This is a genomic window from Thermosynechococcus sp. HY213, assembly GCF_031460975.1.
Classification (GTDB): Bacteria; Cyanobacteriota; Cyanobacteriia; order Thermosynechococcales; family Thermosynechococcaceae; genus Thermosynechococcus.
Map to the genome: position 1 here is coordinate 1 of NZ_JAVKVB010000019.1, position 16,338 is coordinate 16,338.

General features: G+C 54.3%; 14 protein-coding genes. 7 read left to right on the forward strand and 7 right to left on the reverse strand.

The annotated features are described in order from the left end of the window. A partial coding sequence (locus RHK62_RS12890; protein WP_310453808.1) for a hypothetical protein occupies window positions 1-265 on the forward strand: 265 nt, incomplete at its 5' end. Between the two features lie 55 nt (window positions 266-320). Here RHK62_RS12890 and RHK62_RS12895 read toward each other — a convergent pair. After that, on the reverse strand, window positions 321-2,105 hold the full coding sequence (locus RHK62_RS12895) for an iron uptake porin (protein ID WP_310453809.1): 1,785 nt from the start codon (window positions 2,103-2,105) through the stop codon (window positions 321-323). 314 nt (window positions 2,106-2,419) lie between these two features. On the opposite strand from RHK62_RS12895, the gene RHK62_RS12900 reads away from it, so the two are divergent. Next, the gene (locus RHK62_RS12900) at window positions 2,420-3,103 is read left to right on the forward strand and encodes a hypothetical protein (RefSeq protein WP_310453810.1); all 684 of its coding nucleotides are present in this window, start codon (window positions 2,420-2,422) and stop codon (window positions 3,101-3,103) included. Between the two features lie 12 nt (window positions 3,104-3,115). Here the strand turns inward: RHK62_RS12900 and lipA are convergent, their stop codons facing one another. Beyond that, the gene (gene lipA, locus RHK62_RS12905; RefSeq protein WP_310453811.1) at window positions 3,116-4,003 is read right to left on the reverse strand and encodes a lipoyl synthase; all 888 of its coding nucleotides are present in this window, start codon (window positions 4,001-4,003) and stop codon (window positions 3,116-3,118) included. A 172-nt stretch (window positions 4,004-4,175) separates the two neighbouring features. Here lipA and RHK62_RS12910 point away from each other — a divergent pair, with 172 nt between their 5' ends. From RHK62_RS12910 to RHK62_RS12925, 4 genes are all read left to right on the forward strand, one after another. Further along, complete coding sequence (locus tag RHK62_RS12910; RefSeq protein ID WP_206200500.1) at window positions 4,176-5,144, forward strand: protochlorophyllide reductase; 969 nt, start codon at window positions 4,176-4,178, stop codon at window positions 5,142-5,144. A gap of 3 nt (window positions 5,145-5,147) precedes the next feature. Further along, window positions 5,148-5,630, forward strand: a complete 483-nt coding sequence (locus RHK62_RS12915; protein WP_302678494.1) for a DUF3828 domain-containing protein — start codon at window positions 5,148-5,150, stop codon at window positions 5,628-5,630. 82 nt (window positions 5,631-5,712) lie between these two features. Next, entirely contained in the window at window positions 5,713-7,155 is a 1,443-nt protein-coding gene (gene gndA / locus RHK62_RS12920) for an NADP-dependent phosphogluconate dehydrogenase (RefSeq protein WP_310453812.1), read from the forward strand. Window positions 7,156-7,278: 123 nt separating this feature from the next. After that, on the forward strand, window positions 7,279-9,048 hold the full coding sequence (locus RHK62_RS12925; RefSeq protein WP_310453813.1) for an ABC transporter ATP-binding protein: 1,770 nt from the start codon (window positions 7,279-7,281) through the stop codon (window positions 9,046-9,048). On the opposite strand, the gene glgB is transcribed toward RHK62_RS12925, so the two are convergent. The 4 genes from glgB to RHK62_RS12945 form a co-directional block, all read right to left on the reverse strand. Further along, on the reverse strand, window positions 9,045-11,345 hold the full coding sequence (glgB, locus tag RHK62_RS12930) for a 1,4-alpha-glucan branching enzyme (RefSeq protein WP_310453814.1): 2,301 nt from the start codon (window positions 11,343-11,345) through the stop codon (window positions 9,045-9,047). The genes RHK62_RS12925 and glgB overlap by 4 nt on opposite strands. 83 nt (window positions 11,346-11,428) lie before the next feature. Beyond that, complete coding sequence (locus RHK62_RS12935; RefSeq protein ID WP_315863485.1) at window positions 11,429-12,520, reverse strand: quinone-dependent dihydroorotate dehydrogenase; 1,092 nt, start codon at window positions 12,518-12,520, stop codon at window positions 11,429-11,431. 56 nt (window positions 12,521-12,576) lie between these two features. After that, window positions 12,577-13,119, reverse strand: coding sequence for a hypothetical protein (locus tag RHK62_RS12940; RefSeq protein ID WP_310438666.1), 543 nt, complete (start codon window positions 13,117-13,119; stop codon window positions 12,577-12,579). A gap of 143 nt (window positions 13,120-13,262) precedes the next feature. Next, complete coding sequence (locus RHK62_RS12945; RefSeq protein ID WP_302679172.1) at window positions 13,263-13,949, reverse strand: energy-coupling factor ABC transporter ATP-binding protein; 687 nt, start codon at window positions 13,947-13,949, stop codon at window positions 13,263-13,265. Between the two features lie 63 nt (window positions 13,950-14,012). On the opposite strand from RHK62_RS12945, the gene RHK62_RS12950 reads away from it, so the two are divergent. Beyond that, a complete protein-coding gene (locus tag RHK62_RS12950) occupies window positions 14,013-16,163 on the forward strand; it encodes an HAD-IIB family hydrolase (protein ID WP_302678498.1) in 2,151 nt (716 codons plus the stop codon). On the opposite strand, the gene RHK62_RS12955 is transcribed toward RHK62_RS12950, so the two are convergent. Next, the gene (locus RHK62_RS12955) at window positions 16,160-16,312 is read right to left on the reverse strand and encodes a hypothetical protein (RefSeq protein WP_310453816.1); all 153 of its coding nucleotides are present in this window, start codon (window positions 16,310-16,312) and stop codon (window positions 16,160-16,162) included. The genes RHK62_RS12950 and RHK62_RS12955 overlap by 4 nt on opposite strands. Window positions 16,313-16,338: the final 26 nt, after the last annotated feature.

A 16,338-nucleotide genomic window follows, 5' to 3' on the forward strand; every position in this document is an offset into this window, starting at 1 on the left:
CCTCCCCCTGCGCAATGGGGAGTATGAATTTGATTTAGTGATTCGGGGTCAGGTGGCAGGGCGACCAATCTTGGTACTCGGGGAAGTGAAAAGCAACATCACCGAATCAGAGGTGGAGCGGTTTTTGAATCTTGTGGCTCAGGTGGCAGCGCCCGAGGAGATTCGCCCCCTCTTTTTTGGCTATCGCGTTGAGCGTGCAGCTAAAGCGTTGATTCGCGATCGCGACGCGGTAATGGTCACCACCCGCGGTAAATACTTCCCGTAAAAAAATCCCCCTCCACAGGGGAGAGGGATCTAGGGTGAGGGCAAATTCACCCGCTCTAGAACGTGAACGTAGTCCGAATCACGCCTTGCAGAATCGGCTGACCAGAAATAACCCCACCCCCATTGGTATTGTTGGGGTTGATAATCGCTGTGAAGATAGGCGTGATGCTGATGTTGTCACTGATGGGGAATTTGTAAAAGGCCTCAATGTTGACCTGATTGGCATTGTTAATGAAAGCAAAACTAGGTGCACTGTTGATAAACGGCGCACCCGCCGCTGCCGCCAGTACTGAACCTGGCACCAACAAGTCTTTGTAGCCAATACCCGCCATAAAGTTATAGGCCATCATGCCAGCAGGGTCACCAGGAATAGAAAACGGTAGGGGCGAAACATTGGGGAAGTAGCCATTGGGAATCCCTGCTACCCCTGCACGGCCAAAGATGCCCAAGCGACCCAGATTGAGCTCAAAGTTGATGCCCCCCGCTTGCGCCTCAATGCCATAGGTTTTGGAGTAGGTACCTTGAAGCTTCACCGCATAACTGTTGCGACCATTGCCAAAGGTGTTGGCATACTCCAACTCCAAGGAAGCTTGGAAGGGATCACCCGCAAACCCACCCCCCGGACTTGGAGGGGCAATGCCAGAATTAGCTCGTCCTGGCTCTGCCGCAAGATACAATGCCCGCACAGTAAAAGGACCTTCATTGGGGTTCCACTGGATAGCAACCCCTGCACCCCCTAGGTAGTTCATGGCGTAGGGCACAATGAAGGGGTTGTTGAGGAAGAAGTAAGTGCCAAAGTCACTAGCAGGAGAGTTCGCCCAGCTATTGGTGTCAATGATATCGCTCGGATAGAACCGTGTCCCTGCAGTAATGGTGATATCTTGGGTGGGCTTAAACGTATAGGCTAGGCGGTATAGCTCCACATTCGGACCAAAGTTCGACCAGTAGTACTGGCTGGGGCTAGCATAAGGAAAAGGTGCTGTGAAAATATCAGTTGTACCCGCTGGAGCTAAAGTTGAACTAGTTTGTAACCCAATACCGTAAGTACTAATGGCATCGCGACCGCCATTGCCCGTAGACAGCGTGGTTTGCAGCAAATCAGTGCCGGTAAAGCTGGTATTCAGGTTCAGCAGCACGCCAGCAATAACGGTGGGATTCGTGCGACCAGGGGCATCGGTAAGGCCAAGTGGACCACCTGGAAAAGGTGGAGGTGCAACCGAAGGATTTGGACTACTGGGACGACCACCGTACTGCACCGACATCACCGCCGTACCCGTGAGCTTGGTCGTTGTCGAGAACTGAGTGGCTTCAAGGGCAGCGGTGCGGGCTTCGAGGTTGTCCACGCGACCGCGCAGGGTGGCGAGTTCAGCAGCGAACTCATCCATGAGTCTCTGAAGAGTGGCGAGGTCTTCTTTGGTGGCAAAGCGATCGCTAATCACATCGAGGCAGGCGTTCAATGCTGCTGCCATTTCATAACGGGTGGCGGCACGGTTGCCACGGAAGGTGCCATCAGGATAACCCGCGATACAGCCATACTTTTCAACCAAGGAGGCGAGGGCTTGGTAGGCCCAGTCGGTGGGACGCACGTCAGACAGCTGCGAGACAGAGGTCACCTGCCCCATGGATTCTTCGTTGGCCAGAAGCTGATTGACAGAGGTAATCGTGCTCGAAGCGTCTGCAATGGTGTTGGGGGCAGGCAGTGCTTCAGAAACTTGGAGATTTTGTGGTTCAGCAGCAATTAGGTTTTCGAAGTTGGCGGGTTCATTCGCGGTAGCAATGTTAGCCCCTGCGACCACACCCAGTAGGCTCAAGCTACCTGCTAACAGGTACGTCTTTTTCACGATGTTACTCCTCACTCACGAGCGTCTGGGTTCGGCAGATGGATAAACTCACTCTGCTGTTCCCTAGTACTTAGCTTACACAATATAGCTTATAATGTGTTGCAAGCCGATTATGCAAGTTCTAATAGATCCTAAGTGCTTCCCCTTTGATTTGTCAAATACTTTGTTTTGATTTGTTGACACTGGAATTTTATTCGTCTGGCTGGCGTGGTACGAGCTGCACACAAGGAGCCTTTCTGATAGAGGGGGTGGCAACCAGAGAAGTTCTGCCTAGTCGGTACAATAGAAAGTACAGCCAAGATTTCATAGATGCAATGACCTCTGTCCTCGAAGAAAAGCTGCGGGCGGCGTTTCCTCCCGAGCAGGCGCATCTGCTTGCAGAAGTCATCCATGAAGCCTACAACGATTTGGTGAAAGCAAGAGACTTCAATGAGCTGAAGTCCATCGTAGGCGAATTAGCTCAAGCCCAAAAACGCACTGAAGAGCAAGTTGAAGAACTCGCCCAAGCTCAAAAACGCACTGAAGAACGAGTGGATCAGCTAGCTGTTGCTGTTGCAGAACTGGCTGAAGCGCAAAAGCGCACTGAACGAGCCGTCAAACAACTCGCACGCCAAGTGGGCGGTCTCAGTGAAGCTCTCGGTGGGTCCCTAGAAGACCTTGCTCTGGAAGTGGTGCCCGAAATCCTAGAACATCGCTGGGGCATGGAAATCGAATTTTGTGAGCGGGATGTCCTGCCGCTGCGCAACGGCAGTGATGAGTTTGACTTAGTGATTCGCGGCCGCATAGAAGAACGACCAGTGTTAGTGCTAGGGGAAGTCAAAAGTAACATTACTGAATCAGAAGTGGAGCGTTTTTTGGATCTTGTGTCTCAAGTAGAGGCCAACGAGGAAATTCGCCCTCTGTTTTTTGGCTATCGCGTTGAGCGGGCAGCCAAGGCGTTGATTCGCGATCGCGGTGCGGCAATGGTCACCACAAGGGGCAAATACTTTCCTGATTGAATGAAGTACCCATCACGCTTCTTGGGTTGGCGCGGCATCTGCTGCATGGTAGGAGCTACGCACAAGGGGACCCGATCGCACGTGGGAAAAGCCGAGTTCGCGGGCAATCTTGCCCAAGGTGTTAAATTCTTCAGGTGTCCAATACTTGACCACAGGCAAATGACTCAACGAGGGGGGCAGGTATTGTCCCAAGGTCAGGCGATCGCACCCCACGGCTCGCAAATCTTTTAGAGTTTGAATCACCTCTGCTTCGGTTTCTCCCAAGCCCAACATCAAGCCCGACTTGGTGGGAAGGTGGGGATTCAGTTCCTTAACCGTGGCCAAGACCCGCAGTGAACTCTCATAGGTGGCACCCCGTCGCACCGGGCCTTGCAAGCGGCGTACAGTTTCGAGGTTGTGGTTGTAGCAGGCAGGCTGTGCCGCCACAATTTGGGCAATGCAGTCCCGTTGGCTCAAGCGTCCCCGATCCATACGAAAGTCGGGGGTAAGGACTTCAATTTCCGTGCCGGGACAGCGTTGGCGAATCGCGTGCATGGTCGCAACAAATTGACCCGCCCCCTGATCGGCTAGGTCATCGCGAGCCACAGAGGTTAAAACTACATAGCGCAATCCCAAGGTAGCCACAGCAGCCGCAATTTTTGCTGGTTCCTCTGGATCAACGGCGGCGGGAGCGTGACCTTTCTCCACTTGGCAAAAGGCGCAGGCACGGGTACAGGTGGCACCCAAGAGTAAAAAAGTGGCGGTTTTTTGGGCATAGCATTCACCGCGATTGGGACAGCGCCCCTCTTCACAGATGGTGTGAATCCGATACTGGCGCACCAACCGTTGCACAGTGGAGATCTCACTGGCTTTGCCAAGGGGTTTGCGCAGCCACGGCGGCAGGGGTTGGGAGATAGTCATAGAGTCGGGTTAATCCTGAAAATAGGGGAGAGGCGAGCTAGATACAAAACTTGATTAACTATCGAGTCTATTTATTAAGTAACTGTAAATGATCCCTAGGGGTGCGCCTAGGGGGCGATCGCTTCTATGGCAGGATCAATAGCGACGTTACCGCAGGTATGCCACAGAACCTATGAGTGATCAGCCACGCCCAACGGTCATTATTACGGGTGCATCCTCTGGAGTCGGATTGTATGCCACCAAAGCCTTAGCTAATCGGGGCTGGCACGTTGTTATGGCCTGCCGCAATCTTGAAAAAGCAGAGCAAGCCGCCAAAGACTTGCAGATTCCGCCGCAGGCCTACACGATTTTGCATTTGGACTTGTCCTCGTTGGCCAGTGTGCGCGGCTTTGTGGAGTCATTTCGGGCATTGAATCGCCCCTTGCGTGCCCTTGTCTGCAATGCCGCTGTCTATTATCCCCTGCTCAAGGAACCGATCTACAGTGTGGATGGCTATGAAATCAGTGTGGCCACCAACCATTTGGGGCACTTTCTTTTGGCCAACCTCCTCCTCGATGATTTGAAGAAGTCTCCCGAAAGCGATAAGCGCTTGGTGATTCTCGGCACGGTGACGGCCAACCGCAAAGAACTCGGCGGCAAAATTCCCATTCCTGCTCCCCCCGATTTGGGTAACCTCGAAGGCTTTGAGAAGGGCTTCAAGAAACCCATCGCCATGATTAACGGCAAGCCCTTCAAGTCGGGCAAGGCCTATAAAGACAGCAAGCTCTGCAATATGCTCACGGTGCGGGAACTACATCGCCGCTTCCATGATTCGACGGGGATTGTCTTTAGCTCCTTGTATCCGGGCTGTGTGGCGGACACCCCCCTCTTTCGCAACCACTTTCCCCTCTTCCAGAAGCTCTTCCCCCTCTTCCAGAAAAACATCACGGGGGGCTATGTCAGTCAAGAACTAGCGGGTGAGCGCGTCGCAATGGTGGTGGCCGACCCAGAGTTTTGCCAGTCGGGGGTGCACTGGAGTTGGGGTAACCGCCAAAAAGAGGGCCGCAAAGCCTTTGTCCAAGAACTCTCGGCAGAGGGCAGTGATGAGCAAAAAGCGCGCCGCCTGTGGGAGTTGAGCGAAAAACTGGTGGGTTTGGCCTAGCCGATGCAGTGGTGGTTGCCCCTCGGCGTTAGTCTTGCCCTTGTCATCGAGACGGGGGCGATCGCCAGCTCAGCACCAGAAACAGTGGTGAGCCAATTTTATCAGTGGTGGGTGCGAAACCAAGATCAAGGCCGCCAACGGTTCTCTCAGCAGCGAGCAGCGTTTACGCCCGATCTATACCAGCAGTTGATGCAAGCCTTTCGCAAACAGCCACGGGATGGCGCTTGGCTAGACTTTGATCCCTTTTCCTTTACCCAAGTGAGTACTCAAGGGGTGAAAGTGCGCAACGTGCGGCGATCGCCCAATCATCCCCAAGTGGCGGAAGTGGATATTGAGGTTATGGTAGGTCTACGGGGGCGATCGGGAACGCCTGTGCCGATTAAAGTACTCCTTCGCCAAGGGAGCGATCGCTGGCAAATTGATAACCTGATCTACCTGAGCACGTGGGACAACCTGCGCTGTCTGCTGCGGGACATCAACCGCTAGTGAACCTTAACGTCTTCTTCCATTCCTCTGGCTGAGCTTGCCGCTATGGTGGAAGTGATCCTTGCCATTGCAGGACGGATGTATGTCACAGCAAGATTTTGGCGTCATTGGCCTCGCTGTCATGGGGGAAAACCTTGCCCTCAATGTGGAGCGAAATGGATTCTCCGTGGCGGTTTATAATCGCACCCCCGCCCGCACTGAAGCTTTCATGGCCGAACGAGCCGCCGGCCGTCGCTTCAAGGCCACCTATCGTCTTGAGGAATTTGTGGCGTCGCTGTCGCGTCCCCGCCGCATTTTGGCGATGGTCAAAGCCGGCAAACCCGTGGATGACCTGATCCAGCAACTCAAGCCACTCCTTGAACCGGGAGACATCCTCATTGATGGGGGCAACTCCCTCTACACGGATACCGAACGCCGCGTTGCTGAAATGGAGGCGGCAGGACTCTGCTTCTTTGGCATGGGCGTCAGCGGTGGTGAAGAAGGTGCCCTCAATGGTCCGAGTCTCATGCCCGGTGGCAGTCGGGAGGCCTATCAAGCCCTCGAACCCATTCTCACCAAAATTGCAGCGCAAGTGGATGATGGCCCCTGTGTCACCTACATTGGGCCGGGGGGATCGGGGCACTTTGTCAAGATGGTGCACAATGGCATTGAGTATGGTGATATGCAACTCATTGCCGAAGCCTATGACCTGCTGAAAAACCTCCTTGGCCTCAATCACCAGCAACTTCATGAGGTTTTCAAAAGTTGGAATGAGACCCCCGAACTCAACTCATTTTTGATTGAAATTACTAGCCAGATTTTCACCTATATTGACCCAGAAACCCATTTGCCCCTTGTGGATGTGATTGTGGATGCGGCAGGTCAAAAGGGAACCGGTCGCTGGACGGTGGAAAGTGCCCTTGAAATGGGGGTGGCCATTCCAACGATTACCGCTGCCGTGAATGCCCGCATCATGTCCTCCATCAAAGCCGAACGGATGGCGGCTGCCCAAGTCCTCCCCGGCCCTGCGGCTCACTTTAGCGGCAATAGGCAAGAATTCATTGACAAAATTCGCGATGCCCTCTACTGCTCAAAGATTTGCTCCTATGCCCAAGGGATGGCGCTGATTGCCAAAGGCTCCCAAGAACTCTTTGATAATCAACTAAACCTTGGCGAGATTGCCCGCATCTGGAAAGGGGGCTGCATTATTCGCGCTGGCTTCCTGAATAAGATCAAGCAGGCCTACAGCGAAAATCCCCAACTGGCCAATCTGCTGCTGGCGCCGGAGTTTCGGCAAACCATCCTCGATAAACAGGCGGCGTGGCGGGAGGTGTTGGTGGAGGCGACCCGTGCTGGGATTGCTGTGCCCGCCTTTGGCGCGTCCTTGGAGTACTTCGATAGCTATCGGCGCGATCGCCTGCCGCAAAATCTCACCCAAGCACAGCGGGATTTCTTTGGTGCCCATACCTACGAGCGGATCGATAAACCGGGAACCTTCCATACGGAGTGGGTACCGATTCAGGAGGCAGGAAAAGCATCCGTTTAAGAGGTAGGCAGTAGCGTTGGCGGCGTTGTTCCCCAAGGGGGCAATTCTTTAGCCTATCTTAAGAATTAGGCGAGTGATTTGCTTGCCCGCGATCATCCTGCACTTTGGGGAGGCCAAGAAGCCTTGCATCCGTTTTTACGACTGCTGCACCACAGCCAACGCTACCAACGCCAAGTGGGGCTTGCCTCCCTCTACTCTATCCTCAATAAAATTTTTGATCTCGCTCCCCCCGTTCTGATTGGGATTGCTGTGGATCTGGTGGTGAAGCGGCAGGATTCCCTCTTCGCCCGCTGGGGGCTGGTGACCTTTGAGCAGCAACTGTTGGCCTTGGCCGGCCTATCATTTGTGATCTGGAGCTTGGAATCCCTCTTTGAGTATGCCTATGCCCGCAGTTGGCGCAACCTAGCCCAGCAGATTCAACACGACCTGCGCCTTGAGACCTATGCCCATGTCCAAGAGATGGATTTGGCGTTTTTTGAGGAGCGCAGCAGTGGGGTGTTGCTCTCGATTCTCAATGATGACATTAACCAACTCGAGCGCTTTTTGGATGGCGGTGCCAACGAGGTGTTGCAAGTCACAACCACCGTCTTAGTGATTGGTGGGATTTTCTTTTATTTGGCGCCCAATGTGGCGATCTGGGGGATGCTGCCGATGCCCTTTATTCTCTGGGGATCCGTCATCTTTCAGCGGCGACTCGCCCCTCGTTATGCCGATGTGCGGGAAAAGGCGGGACGCCTCAACGAACGCTTGGCTAACAATATCTCAGGTATTCAAACGATCAAGAGCTTTACTGCCGAGGCTTACGAATTGGAGCGCCTGCGCTGGGATAGTGAAGCCTACCAACAGAGTAATCGCCGCGCCATTCGCCTCAGTGCTGCCTATATTCCCCTGATTCGCTTTGTGATCCTCTTTGGCTTTACGGGAACGTTGGTGCTGGGTGGCTTTGCCGCTTTTCAGGGGCGCTTGGATGTGGGCGCCTACAGCACGATGGTCTATCTGATTCAACGGTTGCTCTGGCCCTTGACCCGTTTGGGGGAAACACTGGATCAGTATCAGCGAGCCATGGCCTCAACGCAACGGGTGCTGAATTTGCTGGAAACGCCGATCGCGATTTGTACGGGCGATCGCCCCCTTGATCCGCGCCATGTCAAAGGAGAGGTGCGCTTTGAATGCGTCAGCTTTGCCTACGCGGGTCGGGCGCCGGTGCTAAAAAATGTCAGCTTGCACGTGCCTGCAGGTCAGACGATCGCCATTGTCGGCTCCACGGGATCCGGCAAAAGTACCCTTGTGAAATTGTTACTGCGGTTCTATGAGGTGCAAGAAGGGCGCATTCTCATTGATGGGATGGATATTCGCGAGTATCGGCTGCGGGACTTGCGCCGTGCCATTGGTTGGGTGAGTCAGGATGTCTTTCTCTTCCATGGCAGCGTCTTTGAGAACATTGCCTATGGCAGCCCCCAGGCCACCCTAGCAGACGTTGTGCATGCTGCAAAATTGGCGGAAGCCCATGACTTTATCGAGCAACTGCCCCAAGGGTACGACACGGTGGTCGGCGAACGGGGACAAAAACTCTCCGGCGGTCAGCGGCAGCGGCTGGCGATCGCCCGCGCCCTGCTCAAAGATCCACCGATTCTAGTGCTCGATGAAGCCACCTCCGCCGTGGATAACGAAACCGAAGCCGCCATCCAGCGATCGCTAGCCCACATTACCGCCCATCGCACCACCATTGCCATTGCCCACCGCCTCTCGACGATTCGCCACGCCGACTGCATTTACGTTCTAGAGCAGGGCGACATTGTTGAACAGGGGACACACGAAGCACTCTTGGCGCAGCAGGGCGTCTATTACGGCCTCTGGCAAGTCCAAGCCGGCCAGCTCCTCCCTGAAGGTTAGGGTGTGAGGTTATAGCGTGCCCGCTCAGCGGCTGTTTTCTCGCGATCCAGTTTCAAGATCAGCACTGCCAAGGGGGGCAAGCAGAGATCAAGGGAGTAGCGGCGGTTGTGGTAAGGCCACTCATCCGCCCATTTACCGCCCAAGTTACCCATGTTGCTACCGCCATACTCGCGGGCATCACTGTTAAACAATTCACTATAGAAGCCATGCTCCGGCACGCCAATGCGGTAGTGGCTGTGGGGCTGTGGTGTAAAGTTACAGACGACAACCACAAAATCTTGGTAGTCCTTATCCCAGCGGATAAAGGACACAACGCTATGGCGGTTATCGCTACAGTCAATCCACTCAAAGCCCTCCTGTTTGAAATCTTGGGTGTAGAGGGCAGGTTGTGAACGGTAGAGGCGATTGAGATCCTCAAAGAAGCGTTTGGTTTGCTGGTGGGGTTCGTATTGCAGCAGGTGCCACTCTAAATCGCTCCAGACATTCCACTCGCTCCATTGGGCAAACTCCATCCCCATGAACATTGTTTTCTTGCCGGGGTGAGTGAACATGTAGGCAAATAAACAGCGCAGATTGGCGAATTTCTGCCAGCGATCGCCCGGCATTTTGCCAATGATGTGACTCTTGCCGTGCACCACCTCATCATGGGAGAGCGCCAGCATGAAGTTCTCGCTGTGGTGATACCACATACTGAAGGTGACATTGTTTTGGTGGAACTGGCGGAACCACGGATCCATGCTGAAGTAGTCCAGAATATCGTGCATCCAACCCATATTCCACTTCAGGTTGAAGCCCAATCCCCCCATGTAGGTTGGCCAAGAGACCATCGGCCAGGCCGTTGACTCCTCCGCGATCGAGAGAATCCCCGGAAAGTAGCTAAAGATCACGTGGTTCACTTGGCGCAGGAAGTTGGCCGCCTCTAAATTTTCCCGTCCGCCGTATTCATTGGGTACCCACTCACCCTCTTTGCGGCCATAGTCAAGATAGAGCATCGAGGCCACGGCATCCACGCGAATACCATCAATGTGGTACTTGTCAAACCAAAAGAGGGCATTGGCCACCAGAAAATTGCGCACTTCGTGGCGACCATAGTTAAAGACAAGGGTGCCCCATTCCTTGTGTTCGCCCTTGCGCGGATCCGCGTGTTCGTAGAGGTGGGTGCCATCAAAGAAGGCGAGGCCGTGGCCATCCTTGGGAAAGTGCCCCGGTACCCAATCCACAATCACACCAATACCGTTTTGGTGGCACTGATCCACGAAATACATAAAGTCTTGGGGACTGCCATAGCGAGAGGTGGGGGCGTAGTAGCCAGTGACTTGATAACCCCAAGAGCCATCGAAGGGATGCTCAGCAACGGGCAAGAGTTCAATGTGGGTGTAGCCCAATTCCTTGACGTAGGGAATGAGTTTGGCCGCCAATTCGCGATAGGTGAGAAAGCGTGCCCAGGGCTTGAGTTCTGCCACCTGTACGGGTTCTTGGGGTTGGCCATCAGCACCAATAGGGGGGGCTTCCATTGAGGCGTGGAGCCACGATCCTAAATGCACCTCAAAGACGGAAATCGGCTGCGTCAGGGGGTCGGTGTGGCGCCGTTTTTCTAGCCAGTCGTTATCGCCCCATTCGTAGCTGTTGAGGTCGGTGACAATAGAGGCGGTCTTGGGACGCGGTTCTTGGTAAAAGCCGTAGGGATCTGATTTTTCGTAGATGTGGCCGTCTTGGTTCTTAATTTCGTACTTATAGTGCTCGCCCACACCCAAGCCGGGGATAAAGAGTTCCCAGATGCCATTGCCGCGCCGTGCCATTTGGTGTTTGCGGCCATCCCAGTGGTTAAAGTTGCCAATGACAGAGACATTGCGGGCATTGGGTGCCCAGACGGCAAAATACACCCCTGCAACGCCATCGACTGTGAGCAGGTGTGCCCCGAGTTTTTCATAGATGCGGTGGTGATTGCCCTCGGCAAAGAGATGAATATCAAAATCCGTCAGCTTTGAGGAGCGGAAGGCATAGGGATCGTAGATCACCCGCTCGTGGCCATTTTCATAAATTTTCAGTTGATAATTATTCAGTTCCGGCAGAGGAATGCGGCATTCAAAAAAGTGGGGGTGGTGCACTGGCGTCATCGGATATTCTTGCCGCTGCTCTGGACAGAGGACACTCACCCGTTCGGCATTGGGTAAATAGGCGCGTACCGCCCACATGGATTGGCCATTCTCACTGATCTGGTGACATCCCAAAATTTCAAAGGGATCGTGGTGCTGGTTGGAAACAATGCGGTCAATCTGTTCGGGCGAAACGGTCATATTTTTATACTTTCGTAAAATATAGAGACAATACTATAGAAAAGTTAACAGTTAGAATGCTCCCCTTGACAAGGGCACAGACGCTATTTCTCTGGCTTCTCTTGATCGGTGGCGTGGGCTAAGAGTCCTTGGAGTAGCTCTCGCAATAGGCTCGGTCCTTGGTAAATCCAACCGGTGTAGAGTTGCACCAGTGTTGCACCGGCTGCTAGTTTTTCGATCACATCCTCTGGCGTGAAAATCCCCCCCACCCCAATAATCGGCAGAGTGCCTTGGGTCTCTTTGTGGATAAAGCGAATCACGGCGGTAGCGCGATCGCGCAAAGGGGCACCACTGAGACCTCCCGCCTCGTCCGCCGGCGATCGCCCCGTCTGCGGAATCATCTGGGTTTTTAGCCCCTCCCGTGCCACTGTGGTATTGGTGGCCACAATGCCGGCGAGTTCATAGGTTTGAATCAGATCAAGAATTGCCGCAATCTGCTCCCAACTCAAATCGGGGGCAATTTTCAGAAGCAGGGGCTTGCGGGGGTGATTGGCGGTTTGTAGCGTCTCCAAAATGGGTTCTAGTTGTTCCTTGGCTTGCAGATCCCGTAACCCCGGTGTGTTGGGAGAACTCACATTAATCACGAAATAATCGCCAAGGGGATACAGGCGGCGAAAACTGGCTAAGTAATCCTCTTTTGCAGCTTCCAAAGGGGTGATTTTTGACTTGCCCAAATTGATACCGATGGGAATCGTTGGCGGGGGCGATCGCTCCAAAAGGGCGGCCATGGCCTCTGCGCCGGCATTATTAAACCCCATGCGATTAATCGCCGCGCGATCGGCTGTTAGGCGAAAGAGGCGCGGACGCGGATTTCCCGGTTGTGGCTGCCAAGTGACGGTGCCCAACTCCGCAAAGCCAAAGCCAAAGGCCGACCAGACACTGCGGGCGACACCATTCTTATCAAACCCTGCCGCCAAACCAATGGGATTGGGAAAGCGTAGTCCCCACATTTGCCGCTCTAAACGGGGATCTGCAAGGGCATAGCGTTGCTGAAGTTGCTGCCGCAGCCAAGTGCTCAGGGCACGATCCTGATTAAGCCACCCACAGAGGGAGATAAACTGCTGGTGCAGAAATTCTGGATCCGCCTGCAACCCAGAAAAAAGAAGTGGCCGCAGCAGGTGCCGATAAGGATCAATGGCCATTCAGACTGCCATTCCCCCACCTAAAGGGTTGAATGGTCAACACTATGCCCCTAGTCCAGATAGCCCATGAGGACGGGTGAATCATCAATGATATTAGAAGCCACAGGCCGTTCCCCAGCGGAATAATAGGTTTCAGCAATGTGCAGGCCACTGGTGGTAATCGGACGAATGCCCATCCAATTCACTGTTTCGACAATTTCAAAGTCATCCGCTGCCACGGGGCGCACCCCCATGATGTTCAGGGTTTCAACCACGCGGAAATTGGTGGCCACGATGGGGCGAATACCGGCGGAGTTGATGCTGTCGTAGATTTGCAGGCCACTGCTGAGCACCGGACGCTCGCCGGCATCTTTGATCATGTGCACCACTTGCACGGGACTGGCTTCAATGGGACGCAAGCCGGCACTATTAAAGGTTTGCCATACCACGATGTCGCTGGCTGTGGTTGTGCCTGCGGGGGCAAGAGCCGTTTTTTCGGCAAGGGAAACCATTTGACCGCTATTTTCTTTGGCGGGCGGGGTGCTGCGACGGGCGGGACGGCTAGCTTTGGCCGTGGGTTCTTCGGGGGGTGGGGTTTGAGGCGTTTCAGTCATGGCGATCGCTCCTAATGCAATAATTCAATCCTACAGGTGAATTCGTATGCAAGCATTCTATATCTCTAGTCCTTGATCATAGCAGCCCAAGAGGAGTGCCAGCGGTTTGAGAGATCCCTTTCGGTGCAGGAATGGTTGGCTTTTCAAGCGTGCAGCAGAGGCATCATGTCGCTGGGTGCCCCTTGGCCAATCACTTTGCCACGATCCAGAACAATGGCACCGTCCGCTTGCGCCAGTTCATCGAGACGGTGGGTGACCCACAGTGCGGTGATCCCTTGGCTGTTGACCAGTTGGCGCACGTAGCCTAGGAGTTCCCGCTGGCTATCGGGGTCAAGGAGTGCCGTGGGTTCATCGAGCAATAGCACCCGACAATGGCGAGCGATCGCCCCGGCAATGGCTACCCGCTGTTTTTGGCCGCCACTGAGGGCATAGATGGGACGGCGTTCTAGCCCCTGTAAATTCACAGCTTGTAGGGCGGCACTGACGCGCTCGCGCACCTGCCAATAGTTGAGGGATTCACCATTGAGACTAAAGGCAATATCCGCACCGACACTGGGCATCACCAGTTGGTGATCGGGGTTCTGGAAGACAAAGCCAAGGGGTTGCTCCACATAGACTTCACCGCTTTGGGGCTGCAAGAGACCTCCCAAAATACGCACCAGTGTTGACTTACCACTGCCATTGCGGCCGAGGAGCATCCATAGTTGCCCCCGCGGGATTTCTAGGGACACCCGATCCAGCACTAAAACCTCTGGCGACCAGCCAAAGGAGACCTCTTTGAGATGAATTGCTGGGGGGATTGCCGCCATGGGTTTTTGGACAATGCTCATGTTTTTCGGTAGGGTGAGGATGACCCCCAATTGGGTTGTCGTGCACCAAGTAAGGGAGCGGCTATGCAAGATGGATTATACATTGTCCTCATCAGTATTCATGGTTTGATTCGGGGCGATCGCCTTGAACTAGGACGAGATGCCGATACGGGAGGACAAACGCGCTATGTGGTCGAACTGGCAAAAACCCTTGCAGCCCATCCCCGGGTGGCGCAGGTGGATTTGGTCACTCGTCTGATTCCCGATGCCAAGGTCAGCCCCGACTATGCCCAGCCCATTGAGCGAATTGGCGATCGCGCCCGCATTGTCCGCCTAGCCTGTGGTCCTCGCCGCTATTTGCGCAAGGAAGTGCTTTGGCCTTATTTAGACGTATTTGCCGATGAACTGTTGCGCCATCTTCGCCAAAGTGGCCGCATGCCCGATGTGATCCACAGTCACTATGCCGATGCTGGTTATGTGGGCTGCCGTGTTGCCGGTTGGTTGGGGGTTCCCCTTGTTCACACTGGGCATTCCCTCGGCCGGGTCAAGCGACAGCGACTCCTTGCCCAGGGTAGTAAGCCCGATGCCATTGAGGAGCAGTTTCACTTTACGACTCGCATTGAAGCCGAGGAGCAAACCCTTGCCAGTGCCGCACTCATTATTGCCAGTACCCATCAGGAGGTCGAAGAGCAGTATCGCCTCTACGATCAATACGACCCGTCGCGGATGGCCGTCATTCCGCCGGGGGTAGATACCCGCCGTTTCTATCCAGGGCCTGTCCCTGCCGATTTACCCTTTCGCAAGGAATTGCGTCGCTTTTTAGTGGAACCGGAAAAGCCCTTTATCTTTTGCCTCTCCCGGCCAGTACCGCGCAAGAACGTGGCTGCGTTGCTCAACGTCTATGGCACTGATCCCTTTTTACAGGAGCGAGCGAATCTGGTCTTAGTACTCGGCAATCGCACCGATATTAGCAAGATGGAGGCCAGCCCTCGCCAAGTGTTGACCGAACTCTTTTTGCTGGTCGATCGCTATGACCTCTATGGCAAAGTCGCCTATCCGAAAACCCACACCAGTGATGAAGTCCCCGATCTTTACCGTTTAGCCGCGCAGCAACGGGGGGTCTTTATCAATCCTGCCCTCACTGAACCCTTTGGCTTGACGCTCATTGAAGCGGCTGCCTGTGGATTACCGATTTTGGCGACAGCGGATGGCGGGCCGCAGGAGATTCTCCGCCACTGTCGCAATGGGTTGCTCTTTGATGCCCTTGATCTAGAAGCCATTCGCAGTGCCTTGCATCAAGCCTTTCAAAGTGATAGCCAGTGGCAGACTTGGGCAGACAATGGCCTGAAGGGGGTACAAGCCCACTACTCTTGGCGCAGTCATGTGGAGATGTATCTGCACGCCCTTGCTCAACTGGCGGAAAAATCAGTCTTGCCCGTGTTGAGTGTGCAACGCCAACCGGCTCAGTACCAGAGTAATAAACTGCCAACGACGCTGACACGGAACCGCCTGCTCACCCTCGAACGCCTGTTGATTAGTGATATTGACAATACCTTGATTGGCGATCGCCCTGCCCTTGAGCGACTCTTAACACTTCTGCAACGCCGTCCTGAAATGGGCTTTGGGGTGGCAACGGGGCGTCATCTCGAAATTACCCTAGAGGTCCTCCATGAATGGGGCGTGCCGATTCCCGATGTTTTAATTACGTCCGTGGGCAGTGAAATTCACTATGGCCCTCACTTGGTTCCCGACACCAGTTGGCAGCAGCACATTAGCTATCGCTGGGAACCCCAACGGGTGAGAGACACCCTCGCCGATGTGGCAGGCCTGACGCTGCAACCCCCAGAAAATCAACGCTCCCACAAAATTAGCTACAACGTGGATACCACGGTTCTCCCCAGCATTACACCGGTGTTACGTTTGCTACGGCAGCAGAAACTCCATTGTCGGCCAATTTTCTCCCACAATCAGTTCTTGGATATTTTGCCCCTGCGTGCCTCTAAAGGCGATGCCCTGCGCTATCTTGCCCTCAAGTGGGGCTATCCGCTGCAAAAACTGTTGGTGGCTGGGGACTCTGGCAATGACGAGCAAATGCTGACGGGGAATACCCTTGCTGTTGTTGTGGGCAATCACAGTCCGGAATTGGAAAAGTTGCGCGATCGCCCCCATATTTACTTTGCCCAAGGTCACTATGCCCAAGGGATTCTCGAAGCGATTGAACACTATGGCTTCTAGGGAAACGCCTGCGATAACGTCAAACTAGAAATGCCCTTGGCGCGGTAATCGGCAAGAATCTGAGCCAGTGCCTCCACTGTCGGTTGTCGCGTGGGATTGAGTTTGGGATTGCTCTGCAGTGCCAAGTTGAACTCCGTGCCATCCTGCATCAGCCAGTGACTCCCCCGCTAGCACG

Coding starts and splice junctions, on each gene's coding strand:
- RHK62_RS12900 (WP_310453810.1), top strand. CDS start 2,420: ATGACCTCTGTCCTCGAAGAAAAGCTGCGGGCGGCGTTTCCTCCCGAG.
- glgB (WP_310453814.1), bottom strand. CDS start 11,345: ATGACCGTTTCGCCCGAACAGATTGACCGCATTGTTTCCAACCAGCAC.
- RHK62_RS12945 (WP_302679172.1), bottom strand. CDS start 13,949: ATGAGCATTGTCCAAAAACCCATGGCGGCAATCCCCCCAGCAATTCAT.
- gndA (WP_310453812.1), top strand. CDS start 5,713: ATGTCACAGCAAGATTTTGGCGTCATTGGCCTCGCTGTCATGGGGGAA.
- lipA (WP_310453811.1), bottom strand. CDS start 4,003: ATGACTATCTCCCAACCCCTGCCGCCGTGGCTGCGCAAACCCCTTGGC.
- RHK62_RS12950 (WP_302678498.1), top strand. CDS start 14,013: ATGCAAGATGGATTATACATTGTCCTCATCAGTATTCATGGTTTGATT.
- RHK62_RS12940 (WP_310438666.1), bottom strand. CDS start 13,119: ATGACTGAAACGCCTCAAACCCCACCCCCCGAAGAACCCACGGCCAAA.
- RHK62_RS12955 (WP_310453816.1), bottom strand. CDS start 16,312: ATGCAGGATGGCACGGAGTTCAACTTGGCACTGCAGAGCAATCCCAAA.
- RHK62_RS12910 (WP_206200500.1), top strand. CDS start 4,176: ATGAGTGATCAGCCACGCCCAACGGTCATTATTACGGGTGCATCCTCT.
- RHK62_RS12915 (WP_302678494.1), top strand. CDS start 5,148: ATGCAGTGGTGGTTGCCCCTCGGCGTTAGTCTTGCCCTTGTCATCGAG.